General features: G+C 39.3%; 13 protein-coding genes. 12 read left to right on the top strand and 1 reads right to left on the bottom strand.

Features of this window, described 5'->3' with window-relative positions; all coding sequences use genetic code 11:
• Positions 1-4 precede the first annotated feature (4 nt).
• The 12 genes from EKM93_RS00620 (at position 5) to EKM93_RS00565 (ending at position 14,302) form a co-directional block, all read left to right on the top strand.
• A complete protein-coding gene (locus EKM93_RS00620; protein ID WP_125712000.1) occupies positions 5-886 on the top strand; it encodes a UTP--glucose-1-phosphate uridylyltransferase in 882 nt (293 codons plus the stop codon).
• 95 nt (positions 887-981) lie between these two features.
• Positions 982-1,377: a hypothetical protein gene (locus EKM93_RS00615; protein WP_125711998.1), complete on the top strand. Its 396-nt coding sequence runs from the start codon at positions 982-984 to the stop codon at positions 1,375-1,377.
• Positions 1,378-1,446: 69 nt separating this feature from the next.
• Positions 1,447-2,385 (top strand): thioredoxin-disulfide reductase, encoded by a 939-nt coding sequence (trxB, locus tag EKM93_RS00610; protein WP_164506941.1) that lies wholly within the window; start codon positions 1,447-1,449, stop codon positions 2,383-2,385.
• A gap of 143 nt (positions 2,386-2,528) precedes the next feature.
• Positions 2,529-4,256 carry a phospho-sugar mutase gene (locus EKM93_RS00605; RefSeq protein ID WP_125711996.1) on the top strand — a complete coding sequence of 576 codons (1,728 nt, stop codon included), beginning with the start codon at positions 2,529-2,531 and terminating at the stop codon, positions 4,254-4,256.
• Positions 4,257-4,396: 140 nt separating this feature from the next.
• Positions 4,397-5,035 carry a YfbR-like 5'-deoxynucleotidase gene (locus EKM93_RS00600; RefSeq protein ID WP_125711994.1) on the top strand — a complete coding sequence of 213 codons (639 nt, stop codon included), beginning with the start codon at positions 4,397-4,399 and terminating at the stop codon, positions 5,033-5,035.
• Between the two features lie 244 nt (positions 5,036-5,279).
• Positions 5,280-7,286 (top strand): excinuclease ABC subunit UvrB, encoded by a 2,007-nt coding sequence (gene uvrB, locus EKM93_RS00595; protein ID WP_125711992.1) that lies wholly within the window; start codon positions 5,280-5,282, stop codon positions 7,284-7,286.
• Positions 7,287-7,290: 4 nt separating this feature from the next.
• Positions 7,291-10,134: an excinuclease ABC subunit UvrA gene (gene uvrA / locus EKM93_RS00590; RefSeq protein ID WP_125711990.1), complete on the top strand. Its 2,844-nt coding sequence runs from the start codon at positions 7,291-7,293 to the stop codon at positions 10,132-10,134.
• A gap of 84 nt (positions 10,135-10,218) precedes the next feature.
• Complete coding sequence (locus EKM93_RS00585) at positions 10,219-10,761, top strand: HdeD family acid-resistance protein (RefSeq protein WP_125711988.1); 543 nt, start codon at positions 10,219-10,221, stop codon at positions 10,759-10,761.
• A 199-nt stretch (positions 10,762-10,960) separates the two neighbouring features.
• Positions 10,961-11,851 carry an RNase adapter RapZ gene (gene rapZ / locus EKM93_RS00580; RefSeq protein WP_125711986.1) on the top strand — a complete coding sequence of 297 codons (891 nt, stop codon included), beginning with the start codon at positions 10,961-10,963 and terminating at the stop codon, positions 11,849-11,851.
• On the top strand, positions 11,848-12,873 hold the full coding sequence (locus tag EKM93_RS00575; protein ID WP_125711984.1) for a gluconeogenesis factor YvcK family protein: 1,026 nt from the start codon (positions 11,848-11,850) through the stop codon (positions 12,871-12,873). Before rapZ ends, EKM93_RS00575 begins: the two co-directional genes overlap by 4 nt.
• 9 nt (positions 12,874-12,882) lie before the next feature.
• Positions 12,883-13,827, top strand: coding sequence for a DNA-binding protein WhiA (gene whiA / locus EKM93_RS00570; protein WP_125711982.1), 945 nt, complete (start codon positions 12,883-12,885; stop codon positions 13,825-13,827).
• A 22-nt stretch (positions 13,828-13,849) separates the two neighbouring features.
• Positions 13,850-14,302 (top strand): MarR family winged helix-turn-helix transcriptional regulator, encoded by a 453-nt coding sequence (locus EKM93_RS00565; protein ID WP_125711980.1) that lies wholly within the window; start codon positions 13,850-13,852, stop codon positions 14,300-14,302.
• 61 nt (positions 14,303-14,363) lie between these two features.
• Here the strand turns inward: EKM93_RS00565 and clpP are convergent, their stop codons facing one another.
• Positions 14,364-14,954, bottom strand: coding sequence for an ATP-dependent Clp endopeptidase proteolytic subunit ClpP (gene clpP / locus EKM93_RS00560; protein WP_125711978.1), 591 nt, complete (start codon positions 14,952-14,954; stop codon positions 14,364-14,366).
• Positions 14,955-15,032: the final 78 nt, after the last annotated feature.

The following is a 15,032-nucleotide window of genomic DNA, read 5'->3' as shown; positions in this document are numbered from 1 at the left end:
TTTAATGACAGTAAAAAAAGCAATCATTGCAGCTGGCGGTTATGGGTTTAGTTTGTTACCAGCAACTAAGGCATTGCCTAAAGAAATTTTACCTGTTTTTGATCGACCGGTGATTGATTATTTGGTAAGAGAAGCGAAGTTAGCGGGTATCACAGATATTTTATTAATTTCTGGAAAGCGCAAGCGTGCAATTGAGGATTATTTTGATGCGGCACCGGAATTAGAGATGAGTTTAGCTGAGAAAAATAAAACAGAGCTCATGGCGCTGATCAAAACAACGACGGATGTAAATTTGTATTTTATGAAGCAAAATAATCCCACGGGTATTGGGGATGCTTTATTAATGGCAGAAGATTTTGTAAATGATGAACCTTTTGTGGTGATGTTAAGTGATGATATTGTGGATGAAGCGCATTCTTTGACCCGACAGCTACTTGAAGACTACAATCAATATCAAGCACCGGTTTTAGGGATTGAAGCATTGTCGCCACAGCAAGTAAGTCACTATGGCATTGTTTCGTTATCTGAAACTGTAGTAGCACCGGGTCTATCACAAATTCAATCAATTGTTGAAAAACCACTGCCAGATAGTGCACCAAGTACTTTAGGTGTGGTGGGCCGCTATGTGCTACCGGGAGACTTCTTCCAGTATTTAAAGCAGCTGCCAGAGGAGACAACGGCTAGCAATCAATTATCTTTGGCTTTAAATTTATTAAACGCACAAACACCGGTTTTAGCTAGAACGTTTGTAGGACAGCGAGAAGATATCAGCAGTAAATTTGGTTTGTTAAAGGCATCTATTAATTATGGATTACAATCCCCAACGTTTGGATCCGAAGTGGCAGCTTATATTAAAGAATTGACCAATTCAAAAAGACTAGATTAAAGATTAATAATTTTTATTGATTTATTGGGTTGACTTGTTATGATAGTAATTATCGTTTAAGATAAATATCATTTTAAGAAATTGAGGGTTTGATTGTGCGTAGTATTATTCCAGTTATTCCAACAGCAGATTTGTACATTGATCGAGCACAGGCTTCGTTAGAACGGTATGACTACGGTCGAGCCAGCAATCAATTGAAAATTGCATTGACGCTGAATGTTGAACTTTCCCAGCGGGTTTATATTGTCAGCCAGTTAGCTTTTATCTATGAAGCAATGGGCCAATATCAACAAGCTGTTGAGATTTTGAAAACTTTGTCGACGCATACGTATCAAGTTTGTCCAGAATTAGCCTATTTTATGGCCAGTGCCTATGCTTTTTTGGAGGATACTTACCATAGCCAAAAATATTTGCAGCAATACTTAGCTAGTGGCGATCGGGATTATTATGATGAAGCTCTAGCTTTGCAGCAGCAATTGGCAATTCGTTAGGACTAGACAAATGGGTAAAATTGCGTTATTCTATAATTAACTTATTTTTAGTAAGGAGGAATTCTTACAGTGAAAGCTTATGATGTGGTAGTACTTGGTGCAGGGCCTGGCGGTATGACAGCGGCACTGTACGCTTCAAGATCTAATTTATCTGTATTAATCATTGATCGTGGTATCTATGGCGGTCAGATGAATAATACGGCAGAAATCGAAAATTATCCGGGCTTTGAATCTATTTTGGGCCCTGATTTGAGTGAAAAGATGTATCAGTCTGCCACTCGTTTTGGCGCAGAATATGCCTATGGCGCTGTTACAAGTATAGAAGACCATGATAGTTATAAAGTTGTGAATACGGATGATGGCAGCTATCAAGCAAAGGCCATTGTCATCGCGACGGGTTCAGAACACCGTAAACTTGGGGCAGAAGGCGAAGAAACTTATTCTGGCCGGGGCGTTTCCTATTGTGCGGTGTGTGATGGGGCCTTTTTCAAGGGTAAGGAAGTTGTTGTCATCGGCGGTGGCGATTCAGCCGTTGAAGAAGGACTTTATCTTGCACAATTGGCTTCTAAAGTTACTGTAATTCATCGTCGAGATCAATTGCGGGCACAGCAAATTATTCAAAAGCGGGCCTTTGCAAATGAAAAAATGAATTTTATCTGGAATGCTCAAGTTCAAAGTATTGATGGAGACCAACAAGTTGTTACTGGGGTCACTTATCAAGATAAAGTAACAGGAGAATCTAAGACGGTTCCCGCTTCTGGAGCTTTCATTTATGTTGGCATTGAACCAATGACCAGTGCCTTTAAAGATCTAGGGATTTTAGATGAAAAGGGTTGGGTCTTAACAGATGATCAAATGGCTACGAAAGTACCTGGTATTTTTGCAGTCGGTGATGTACGTAAAAAAGAGTTACGTCAAATTACAACGGCTGTCGGTGATGGCGGTTTAGCTGGACAAGGTGTTTTTAACTATATCCAAAGTTTAGCGGACGCTAAATTGAAAGCATAAATTTATAAAATGAGACTAGATCAAGTGTTTATTTTTGATCTAGTTTTTTTGTGTTTTAGAATGCGTCTGAAGTCCCCCGTATCCCTTTACGGGCTGGAGATATGCTATAATTAAAACAAGTAAAAGTTATAGGGGGTTTTTTAATGAGCTGGCAAGATAATTATCAGACTTGGAAAAATACCGAGAACTTAGATTTAGAACTGAAGGCACAATTAGTTGCGATTGCTGACAACGAAGATGAATTGGCAGATGCTTTTACAGCACCGATGGAATTCGGCACGGCTGGGATGCGTGGGGTTTTAGGCCCTGGTATCAATCGCATGAATATTTACACCGTTCGTCAGGCTACTGAAGGTTTGGCATTATTCATGGATACCTTGGATGAGGCGACCCGTAATCGAGGGGTAGCCATTAGTTTTGATTCTCGGTATAACTCAGAATTATTTGCTCATGAAGCAGCCCGAGTATTAGGCGCCCACAAGATTCCAACTTATGTCTTTGATCAATTACGGCCGACACCTGAATTATCTTTTGCCGTCCGTCAATTGCATACTTACGCAGGCATTATGATTACTGCGAGCCATAATCCAAAACAATACAATGGTTATAAAATTTATGGCCCAGATGGCGGGCAAATGCCCCCAAAAGAAGCAGACCTGATTACAAGTTATGTGCGTAAAGTAACAGATCTCTTTACCATCACAGCAGTCCCAGAACGTGATTTGCGTGAGGCTGGGTTGATGCAATTGATCGGCGAAGATGTGGATCAAGTTTATTTAGAAAATCTCAAGACAATTTCAATTAACAAAGATTTAATTGAAACCACCGGGAAACATATGAAATTGGTTTATAGTCCGCTTCATGGGACTGGGAAGGTTTTGGCACAGCGTATTTTAAATAATGCCGGTTTCCAAGGCTTTTCAATTGTAACAAAACAAGCTATTTTAGATCCTGAATTTCCGACAGTACCATTCCCAAATCCGGAATTCCCTGAAGCTTTTGATTTAGCAATTTCATTGGGTCAAAAAGAAGATGCGGATGTTTTAATCGCCACTGATCCAGATGCGGATCGATTAGGGACAGCGGTACGGCAACCGGATGGCAGTTACAAGCTATTGACGGGGAATCAAATTGCTTCAATTTTATTGCATTATATTTTACAAGCGCACAAGGACGCTGGGGATTTACCGACGAATGGGGCAGTTGTAAAATCTATTGTTTCCACAGAGTTAGCCACTAAAATCGCAGAAGCTTATGGCGTTAAAATGATTGATGTTGAAACGGGCTTTAAGTTTATCGCTGAGCAGATTGAACACTTTGAAAATACTGGCGCACATGAATTCTTATTTGGTTTTGAAGAAAGCTATGGCTATTTGATCAAACCGTTTGTTCGGGATAAAGATGCCATGCAGACAACTTTATTATTGGCAGAAGTGGCTGCTTATTACAAAGCTCAAGGTAAGACGCTATATGATGGGTTACAAGCGTTATATGCAACTTATGGCTACTTTGCTGAAAAGACAATCAGTAAAGACTTCCCAGGTATTCAAGGCGGCGCTGAAATGCAAAAATTGATGGCCCGTTTCCGGGATGAAAAGCCAAGCGTATTTAACGATGTGGCGATTGCGGTTACTGAAGATTACTTAACGCAAAAGGCCAGCTACGCAGACGGCAAAGTGGTCAACATGCCATTGCCGGTCTCAAATGTTTTGAAATACAAATTAGAAGATGGCACTTGGATTGCTATTCGGCCATCTGGAACTGAACCAAAGATCAAATTTTATGTTGGCACGCAAGCGGATTCTGAAACAAATGCCGCTGAAAAATTAGCAGCGTTTGAAACTGCTTTAGAGAAATTTATCGCACAATAATAAAAATAGGGCTGCCTTCAAAGTACGTAATTTTGAAGGCAGCCTTTTTATATGCGTAATTTAAGCATTGCTTTTTGTGGTGAGTGTGTTAACATTGATAACAATTTACACAAAAATATTTAGATAAGGTGGGACTGTCTATGGGTATGCATCAATTCATTCAAGGGTTAAATGATTTAGAAATGTTAGAACGGGCACCAGGTTATTTTAAATATCAAGGCCACTCCGTAGCGGCCCATTCATTTAGAGTTGCCGAAATTGCCCAATTATTGGCCGATATTGAAGAAGATAACGGTCAGACAGTCAATTGGCAGATGGTTTATGAAAAAGCGCTCAATCATGATTATACTGAGCGTTTTATTGGGGATATTAAAACGCCAGTAAAATATGCTACACACGATTTGCGAAAGCGGTTGGCCCAAGTGGAAGCGCATATGTCAGAGAATTTTATTCAAAACGAAATTCCAGAGGCGTTACAAGCACGTTATCGTCGGCGTTTATCGGAAGGTAAAGATGACACCTTAGAGGGTAAAATCTTATCTGTCGCCGATAAGATTGACTTACTTTATGAATCTTTTGGTGAGATTCAAAAAGGGAATCCTGAGAGTGTTTATTTGGAAATTTTCAAAGAAAGTTTGTCGACAATTATTCAATTCAATGAATTGGCATCAACAAAATACTTTATTGATAAAATGTTGCCGGAATTATTGAACGAGGCTTCTAGCAGCCGAGTCGCTTTAACAAAGATTGCCCAGGAAATAATTCAGTCAAACGATTAAAATACAGAATTGCGGTATAACGTGCTTATTGGAACGTATTGCCGTATCAACAGCATATAATATACTGATGGAATGGTGTCACAGATGTGCCATTGTTCCCGGAAATATTGTCGCAAAATTAAAAATAATTTGTCAAAAAGATGGCGAAAATATGTTCGCTATGTTAAAATATGAAGTTGCAATTTGTATACGATACAGAGGGTAACTTTATTTTTTTGGTTGTGTTTATCTGGAGGTTTTTAAGATGATTGAACGGCAAACAGATCGTAAATTTGAATTAGTATCTAACTACCAACCCGCTGGAGATCAAGGTCAAGCTATTAAAAAGCTGACTGAGGGCTTTAAGCATGGTGTGAAAGAACAGATTTTGGAAGGGGCTACTGGGACGGGGAAGACTTTTACCATGGCCAATATTATCGCCAATTTGAATAAACCAACATTGATTATTTCGCACAATAAGACATTAGCGGGGCAGCTTTACGGTGAATTTAAAGAATTCTTTCCTAATAATGCGGTTGAGTATTTTGTTAGTTATTATGATTACTATCAACCAGAAGCTTATGTGCCCTCAAGTGATACTTATATAGAAAAAGATTCCAGTATCAATGATGAAATTGATCAACTGCGCCATGCGGCCACCAGTGCATTATTGGAACGTAATGATGTTGTGGTCATTGCATCTGTTTCAAGCATTTTTGGTTTAGGGGATCCTAAGGAATATCAAGCATCCGTTTTATCTTTGCGGGTGGGGATGGCTTTAGATCGGAATAAATTATTGCGGCAATTGGTCAATGTTCAATTTGAACGCAATGATATAGATTTTCAACGGGGCCGTTTTCGAGTACGGGGAGATGTGGTAGAAGTTTTCCCAGCATCTCGAACCGACCATGCGTTTAGAGTAGAGTTTTTTGGTGATGAAATTGATCGTATTGTTGAAGTTGACGCATTGACTGGTGAGATTATTGGTGAACGTGAACAAGTCTCTATTTTCCCAGCAACGCACTTTATGACCAATGATGAACAGATGACTGCGGCTGTTGCGCGAATAAAAAAAGAATTAACAAACCGACTAAAGGTTTTAAAAGATGATGGGAAACTCTTAGAGGCCCAACGTTTACAGCAACGGACAGAATACGATATAGAAATGATGCAGGAAATGGGTTATACCTCAGGCATTGAAAATTATTCCCGGCATATGGAAGGCCGCGCGGAAGGTGAACCACCTTATACATTAATTGATTTCTTCCCGGAAGATTTTAATATTATGATTGATGAATCTCACGTTACAATGCCTCAAATCAGGGGGATGTACAATGGCGATAGAGCGCGAAAGCAGATGTTGGTGGATTACGGTTTTCGGTTACCAAGTGCGTTAGATAACCGGCCACTAACTTTGGCAGAATTTGAAGAACATGTCCACCGAATCCTTTATGTTTCAGCAACACCAGGACCTTATGAAATGGAACGGACAGATCATATTGTGGAACAAATTATTCGGCCCACCGGCTTATTGGATCCTAAAATTGCAGTTCGGCCGATTATGGGTCAAATTGATGATCTTGTAGGTGAAATCAATCAACGAGTGGAGCAACATGAACGGATCTTTGTCACAACACTGACTAAAAAAATGGCAGAAGACTTGACCGATTATCTTAAAGAGATGGGGATCAAAGTTAAGTATCTGCATAGCGATATTAAAACTTTGGAACGGACTGAGATCATTCGTGATTTGCGTTTAGGCAAATTTGATGTTTTAGTTGGTATCAACTTATTGCGAGAAGGGATCGACGTACCAGAGGTTTCATTGATTGCCATCTTGGATGCGGATAAAGAAGGCTTTTTACGTGCGGAACGTTCTCTTGTTCAGATTATTGGCCGGGCAGCTCGAAATGAACACGGGAAAGTTATTATGTACGCTGATAAAATGACGGATTCGATGAAGGCGGCCATTGATAAGACCAAACGGCGCCGGGAGATTCAAGAACAATTTAACGAAGACCATCATATGACACCGAAAACAATTATTAAGCCAATTCGAGATTCAATTTCATTAGTAAAATCTGTTGCCCATGAAGACGGTGAAAGTGAAGTTGCCAAAGAACTAGACTTTGATAGTATGAATAAGGCTGAAAAATTAGACTTGATTCAACGAATGACTGAACAAATGGAACAAGCTGCTAAGAAGTTAGACTTTGAACAGGCAGCGTCATTACGGGATACAATCTTAGAATTGAAAGCAGAAGTGGAGTAAAATTATGGCAAATGACAAAATTATAATTCGTGGCGCACGGGCTCATAACTTAAAAGATATTAATGTCACGATTCCTAGAGAAAAACTGGTTGTCGTGACGGGACTTTCTGGATCCGGAAAAAGTTCGTTGGCATTTGATACACTATATGCAGAAGGGCAACGCCGATATGTTGAAAGTTTGTCATCTTATGCCCGGCAGTTTTTAGGTCAAATGGATAAGCCTGATGTAGATTCAATTGAGGGGCTTAGTCCGGCAATTTCAATTGATCAAAAAACAACCTCCAAGAACCCGCGGTCAACTGTGGGGACCGTGACGGAAATTAATGATTATTTGCGATTGCTGTGGGCGAGAGTTGGTGAACCAATTTGTCCTAATGATGGGACGCCGATAACGAGCCAATCTGTGGATCAGATGGTTAATAAAGTTTTGGCACTACCGGAACGGACAAAAATCCAAATTATGTCACCCATTATTCGTCAGAAAAAAGGGCAGCATAAAAAAGTTTTTAGTCGGATTCAAAAAGAAGGCTACGTTCGAGTTCGAGTAGATGGCGAAATTCATGATGTCAGTGAATCATTTGAATTGGATAAAAACTTAAAGCATGATATTGATATTGTGATTGATCGGTTAGTTGTCCGAGAAGGTATCCGCTCGCGCTTGTTTGATTCTTTAGAATCTGCGCTACGGCTAAGTGAAGGCTATGCCAATGTGGATGTAATTGATGGGGAACCTTTAATTTTTTCTGAACACTACGCTTGTCCATTATGCGGTTTCACGGTTGGTGTTTTAGAACCGCGCCTATTTTCTTTTAATGCCCCATTTGGTGCTTGTCCAGATTGTGATGGATTGGGAATGAAGCTAGAGGTGGATCCTGATTTAGTTGTTCTTGATCCCGAAAAAACATTGGCTCAGGGCGCTTTGGCACCTTGGAATCCAATTAGTTCACAATATTATCCTAATATGTTAAAACAAGCTTGTGAGCAGTTAAAAATTCCAATGGATGTGTCCTTTCAAAAACTAACCGAAGCACAGCAAAAAATAGTTTTATACGGCTCCAATGGACAGAAATTTCATTTTCATTTTGAAAGTGATTTTGGCAATGTCCGGGATGTGGATGCAGAATTTGAAGGCGTTATTAACAATGTTAATCGGCGCTACCATGAAACAAGCAGTGATTTTACAAGAGGGCAAATGCGGCTTTACATGCGAGAATTAGTTTGTCAAACTTGCCATGGCAAACGGTTAAATGCACAAGCATTAGCCGTTAAAGTCGGTGGTCAAGATATTGCGGAAGTTTCAGATTTATCCATCAAACAGGCCATGCCTTTCTTTGAGGACTTAACTTTTTCTGAACAAAATGAAACGATTGCCAAACCAATTTTAAAAGAAGTTCGGGATCGACTCACTTTTTTGAATAATGTGGGCTTAGATTATTTAACCTTATCTCGTTCAGCAGGCACTTTGTCTGGTGGTGAAGCCCAGCGAATTCGTTTAGCAACACAAATTGGTTCCAATCTATCAGGTGTTTTATATATTTTAGATGAACCATCTATTGGGTTGCATCAACGGGATAATGATCGTTTAATCGGTTCTTTGAAAAAAATGCGAGATTTAGGCAATACGTTAGTCGTCGTTGAACACGATGAAGATACGATGCGGGCTGCTGATTATTTAATCGATGTCGGACCAGGTGCAGGTGAAAATGGGGGTCAGATTATGGCTGCCGGAACCCCCGCTGAAGTGGCTAAAAATCCGAATTCATTAACCGGGAAATATTTATCCGGCGAAAAATACATTCCACTGCCAGAAAAAAGACGCAAAGGGAATGGTAAGAAAATTCGGGTAACTGGTGCAGCTGAAAACAATTTAAAGGACATTGATGTTGACTTTCCATTAGGAAAATTTGTGGCTGTGACTGGCGTTTCTGGTTCAGGAAAGTCCACATTAGTAAATAGTATTTTGAAAAAAGCATTGGCTCAAAAATTAAATCATAACTCAGCTAAACCAGGTAAGTTTAAACGAATTTATGGCTACCAAAATATTGATAAACTGGTAGATATTGATCAAAGTCCAATTGGTCGAACACCAAGAAGTAACCCAGCTACGTATACCGGCGTATTTGACAATATTCGAGATCTATTTGCGCAGACGAATGAAGCAAAGACCCGGGGTTATAAAAAAGGGCGTTTTTCATTTAATGTTAAGGGTGGCCGTTGTGAGAATTGTAAAGGCGACGGTATTATGAAAATTGAGATGAACTTCTTACCGGATGTTTATGTACCTTGTGAAGTTTGTCATGGCAAACGATATAATTCTGAAACGCTGGAAGTTACTTACAAAGGTAAGAGTATTGCGGATATTTTAGATATGACCGTGGATGAAGCGCTTAAATTATTTGAACCAATTCCTAAGATTCGTCGAAAACTACAAACAATCGTTGATGTTGGTTTAGGTTATGTAACATTGGGCCAATCAGCAACGACATTATCTGGTGGTGAAGCACAACGAATGAAATTGGCTTCAGAGCTGCATAAACTATCAGCTGGTAATAATCTGTATATTTTGGATGAACCAACCACCGGGCTGCATACAGATGACATCAAGCGATTGTTAAATGTCTTGAATGCGTTAGTGGATGAGGGCAATACGGTCTTGATCATCGAACATAATTTAGATGTGGTCAAAGATGCGGATTATATTATTGATCTAGGGCCTGAAGGTGGCGATAAGGGTGGCAATATTGTAGCTACTGGGACACCTGAAGCAATTGCTAAGGTCGATCAAAGCTATACAGGGCAGTACTTAAAGCCAATTTTAGAAAAAGCGGTTAAACAAGTAAATCATTAGACAATAGGCCAAGGCTTACGGTTGCCTTACAAAAGAGTATAATAGATCTTTGTAAAATAAATTATGTAAGGGGACATATTGTCTATGATGTTTAACAATCGAAAATATGAACGGGGCTTTGATTGGAGCGAATTTGCCAGTGGGATCTTGTTCATTTTATTAGCCATCTACTTTTTTAGAAGACCATCCGTCGCTTTAGGCAGTTTAGTAGTCCTAGCAGCGTTACTAGCAATTATTAGAGGGATCGTTAGTTTAAGCAGTTATAGTAAGTTTCGTCGGATTATGCCGATCAGTTGGACAATGGTTGTGGCCGGAATTGTGGATATTTTAATCGGCCTCGTCTTTTTGTTTGATAATGCCATCGGTAGTCTGGCCATTGCTTATCTATTTGCCATTTGGTTTATTGTAGATTCTATTGCTGGAATTTTGACAAGTAATCATTTGAAAAATTTCGGAACAATCTGGTTCGTATTATCAATAATCTTTGATGCGCTAGGTTTGATTTTAGGGATAATGATGCTTATTCGACCATTTTATGCGGCATTTACAGTAACATTTTTGATTAGCTGGTTCTTTTTAATTATTGGTATCAATAACGTTATCGTCGCTTTTGCTAGAAGATTTTAATTTAATAAGGGGGCTGGGTCAAAGGTTAAATTTGGGCCCAGCTTTTTTGTAGGCTTTTTTGGAATAATCTTTGTAATCGCTTAATTTAAGTGAATTTCAAAGTACCGATTGTAAATTATTTAAATGACACACCAGGTATGTTATAATTAGCTGAGTATCAATTAAAGTGTGGACAATTCAATTGAACGGAGGACCAATAATGAGTCAGCCAGATTTATTAAATGTTGTGATTATCACTGGGATGAGTGGGGCAGGGAAAACTGTTGCTGTTCAGAGTTTTGAGGATTTAGGCTATTTTTGTGTCGACAATATGCCACCAAGCTTACTGCCGAAATTCTGGGAACTTTTAAAAGAATCTGGAAAAATCAAAAAAATTGCGTTAGTTGTTGATCTACGAGCTCGGGCTTTTTACGATGAAATTATCAATATGCTGTCTAGTCTAGACAACTCAAATTTTGCCACGACACGGATCTTATTTTTGGACGCTTCTAATGAAGAGCTGGTTTCTCGTTACAAAGAAACAAGACGTTCACATCCTTTAGCAATGGACGGCCGCTTGATGGACGGTATTACTAAAGAAAGACAACTATTATCTGAAATGAAATCTCGAGCACAGCTGGTGATTGATACATCTAATTTATCACCAAGACAATTGCGAGAAGAAATTTTTGCACATTTTCAAGCTGATAATAATCCAGTATTTCACGTAGAAGTTATGTCATTTGGCTTTAAGTATGGGCTGCCGATTGACGCTGATATTGTAATGGACGTGCGCTTTTTGCCCAATCCTTACTATGTGCCGGCCTATCGAGACAAAACAGGTTTGGACAAAGCTGTTTATGACTATGTAATGGATCGGCCGACAACAGAAACTTTTTATGCACAATTTTTAGAAATGCTGCAACTCATAATGCCAGGCTATGAAAAGGAAGGTAAGACAAGCATGACGATTGCTATTGGCTGCACTGGTGGCCAACATCGATCTGTAGCGATTGCCGACCGATTAGCGAAAGATCTGGCTAAGGATTACCCCGTAGATGAAACCCACCGAGATATGAATAAACGCAAAGAAACGGTGAATCGCTCATGAAGTCTGAAAATAAGACGATTCGAGTCATTAAAGGCAGACGTCCTAAAATTGTCGTCATTGGCGGCGGGACAGGACTACCTGTTATTTTAAATAGCCTACGGGACAAAAATGCAGCGATTACTGCAATTGTAACGGTGGCTGATGATGGTGGATCCTCTGGTGCTATCCGAAATTATATTAACGTCGTACCGCCTGGTGATATTCGAAATGTTTTAGTGTCACTATCAGATTTACCGGCGGACTTTTTAAACGTTTTCCAATACCGTTTCAATAGTCAAGATTCTTTTTTTGCAGGGCATGCAATCGGTAATTTGATCATTGCTGCTTTATCAGAAATGGAAAATAACGATATATTTGATGCGGTTCAAAAATTGGCTAAAATGATGCAAGTGGATGGCAATGTTTATCCAGCCTCCAATGCGCCGTTAACGCTTAATGCGGAGTTTATGGACGGGACAACTTTAGCTGGTGAAACTGAAATCACACATGCCGCAAATCAAATTAAGCGGGTTTGGATCACGGATACGAACGATCAAACTAAAACACCAGAGGCGGTGGCACCAGTTATTGCAGCAATTTTAGGTGCCGATGTGGTTGTTTTGGGACCGGGCTCATTATTTACGAGTATTTTACCGAATTTAATGATCAGTGATCTAGGTGAAGCGGTGCGGCAAACTAAGGCAGAGGTAATTTATAATTGCAATATCATGACCCAATTAGGTGAAACGGAACATTTTACCGATGCGGACCACGTAAGGGTATTAAATCAGCATTTAGGCAAGAACTTTGTCAACACTGTTTTAGTGAACACGCAAAAAGTACCAGAGGATTATTTGGATCATCAGAAATATGATGAGTATTTAGTACAAGTAAAACATGATTTTAAAGGCTTACAGAATTTAGGCTGCCGCGTTATATCAGACGATTTTTTAAATCTACACGATCATGGCGTCTTTCATAACGGTGAAAAAGTAGCCGCAGAAATTATTAATTTAGCATTACAACACGGTGTACGGAATTGAGGTGTTATAATGGCGTCATATGCCAGTCAAGTAAAGAAAGAATTGACCAGCCTAGAGGTTCATCCAGAGCATGCTCGAGCAGAACTAGCTGCGTTAATTCGCATGAATGGCTCTTTAGATTTAGTGGATCACCGGTTTTTATTAGTGGTTCAAACTGAAAATCCAGCAATTGCCCGACGGATCTATTCCTTAATTCGACAGCTCTATAAAATTGAAGCCAGTCTTTCTGTACAACGAAAGATGAAGCTGAAAAAGAATAATTTATATTTAGTGCGTCTATTGCAGCATAGTGAGCGTGTTTTGAAGGATCTTGAAATTATTGACGGGCAAAGTTGGCTGATTCAAACGGCTGTCCCAGAAAAAATAATGACCTCTGAACAACGGATGCGGTCGTATTTACGAGGAGCATTTTTGGCCGGTGGTTCCGTGAATAGCCCTGAAAAAAGCCGCTATCATTTAGAAATTTATTCGCTTCATGAAAACCATAACGACCAAGTTGTCGAGATGCTTAATCATTTTGGACTGCATGCCAAATCAACTGTTCGGCGTAATGGCTATGTAGCTTATATTAAAGAAGCTGAGAAAATATCAGATTTTTTACAAGTTGTCGGTGCGACAAAAGCCATGCTTTCCTTTGAAGATGTTCGTATTGTCCGGGATATGCGTAACTCGGTGAATCGCCTAGTTAATTGTGAAACGGCAAATTTGAATAAAACAATTGATGCCGCAACTCGGCAACTGGAGAATATCGAATATTTACGACATTACGTCGGTTTTGAAAATTTACCGCCGAAGCTTCAAGAAATTGCGCAATTACGCTTTGAAAATCCTGAAATGTCTCTGAAAGAACTTGCAGAAATTGTGCCAAGTGGGCCGATTTCAAAATCTGGTATTAATCATCGTTTACGTAAACTGACGCAATTGGCTGAGCAAAAACGGAAGGAAACCGTTTGATTTTAAGAAATGAGGTAAATTAATTATGGAACCAATCTTATTGGATCAACAGCTATGTTTTTCAATTTATCAGACACACAAAGTATTTAATCATTTTTATAGTAAAGCATTAGAACCATTTCATTTAACTTATTCCCAATATATCGTTATGTTAGTGTTGTGGGAACAAGGCCAATTGTCTGTTAAGGAGCTAGGCCTTTGTGTTGGCTTGGATAGTGGGACATTAACGCCACTATTAAAGCGGCTTGAAAGAGAAGGCTGGATTATTCGGAAACGTTCAAAAATGGATGAACGGCGCTTGGAAGTAATTTTAACGGATAAAGCTAAAGCACAGCGTACAGAAGTTTATGAACATGTGGGCTCTTGTATTGATCAAATTGGTTTAGAATTTGAACAGTATCAAAAAATCAAGGCTGAAGTTGAAGAGCTGCAAGAACATCTAAAAGCAGCTACTGCAGCTACTAAAAAGGAATAAACACACAAAAAGGACCAAGTCGAATTTTCAACTTGGTCCTTTAAATATTATCAAGCGTTAATTAGCTAGCTGTAGGTTTGTTGGTCATAATATGGTCAATTAAGCCGTAAGCTTTAGCTTCTTCAGCATTCAAGTAGTTATCACGTTCGGTATCTTTTTGAATTGTTTCAAAAGATTGGCCCGTGGCATCTGCTAAAATTTGATTCATCAATTTTCTAGTTTTCAAGATTTCTTGGGCTGCAATTTCAATTTCAGTCTGTTGACCTTGAGCACCACCAGAAGGCTGGTGAATCAAAACAGTTGAATGCGGTAATGCAAAACGTTTGCCCTTCGTACCGCCGGCTAATAAAACACTAGCCATTGAAGCTGCCATGCCCATAGCGATTGTTTGAACATCTGCTTTGACAAAATTCATTGTATCCAAAATAGCCAAACCAGAAGTGATCACACCACCAGGAGAATTAATATAAATATAGATATCTTTTTCAGAATCTTGGGCATCTAAGAAGAGCAATTGTGCAATGATAGAATTTGCCATTTGATCATTTACTTCACCTGAAAGCATAATGATGCGGTCTTTAAGCAGACGTGAGTAAATATCATAAGCGCGTTCGCCTCTTGCGGATTGTTCAATAACTGTAGGTACAAGCATAAACGAACCTCCTAAATTCAAATTTTAGCACTCTCACTAGTACAGTGCTAAATTTACCATAATAATGGCATCAGGTCA

Source organism: Agrilactobacillus yilanensis (genome assembly GCF_003946725.1).
Lineage (GTDB): Bacteria > Bacillota > Bacilli > Lactobacillales > Lactobacillaceae > Agrilactobacillus > Agrilactobacillus yilanensis.
Note: the sequence above shows the minus strand (reverse complement) of the source record. Positions and strands in the feature narration are given on the sequence as shown.

Excerpts from the sequence above, each read along its gene's own strand:
- EKM93_RS00620 (WP_125712000.1), top strand. The coding sequence starts at position 5 with ATGACAGTAAAAAAAGCAATCATTGCAGCTGGCGGTTATGGGTTTAGT.
- EKM93_RS00605 (WP_125711996.1), top strand. The coding sequence starts at position 2,529 with ATGAGCTGGCAAGATAATTATCAGACTTGGAAAAATACCGAGAACTTA.
- EKM93_RS00600 (WP_125711994.1), top strand. The coding sequence starts at position 4,397 with ATGGGTATGCATCAATTCATTCAAGGGTTAAATGATTTAGAAATGTTA.
- uvrB (WP_125711992.1), top strand. The coding sequence starts at position 5,280 with ATGATTGAACGGCAAACAGATCGTAAATTTGAATTAGTATCTAACTAC.
- uvrA (WP_125711990.1), top strand. The coding sequence starts at position 7,291 with ATGGCAAATGACAAAATTATAATTCGTGGCGCACGGGCTCATAACTTA.
- EKM93_RS00585 (WP_125711988.1), top strand. The coding sequence starts at position 10,219 with ATGATGTTTAACAATCGAAAATATGAACGGGGCTTTGATTGGAGCGAA.
- rapZ (WP_125711986.1), top strand. The coding sequence starts at position 10,961 with ATGAGTCAGCCAGATTTATTAAATGTTGTGATTATCACTGGGATGAGT.
- EKM93_RS00575 (WP_125711984.1), top strand. The coding sequence starts at position 11,848 with ATGAAGTCTGAAAATAAGACGATTCGAGTCATTAAAGGCAGACGTCCT.
- whiA (WP_125711982.1), top strand. The coding sequence starts at position 12,883 with ATGGCGTCATATGCCAGTCAAGTAAAGAAAGAATTGACCAGCCTAGAG.
- clpP (WP_125711978.1), bottom strand. The coding sequence starts at position 14,954 with ATGCTTGTACCTACAGTTATTGAACAATCCGCAAGAGGCGAACGCGCT.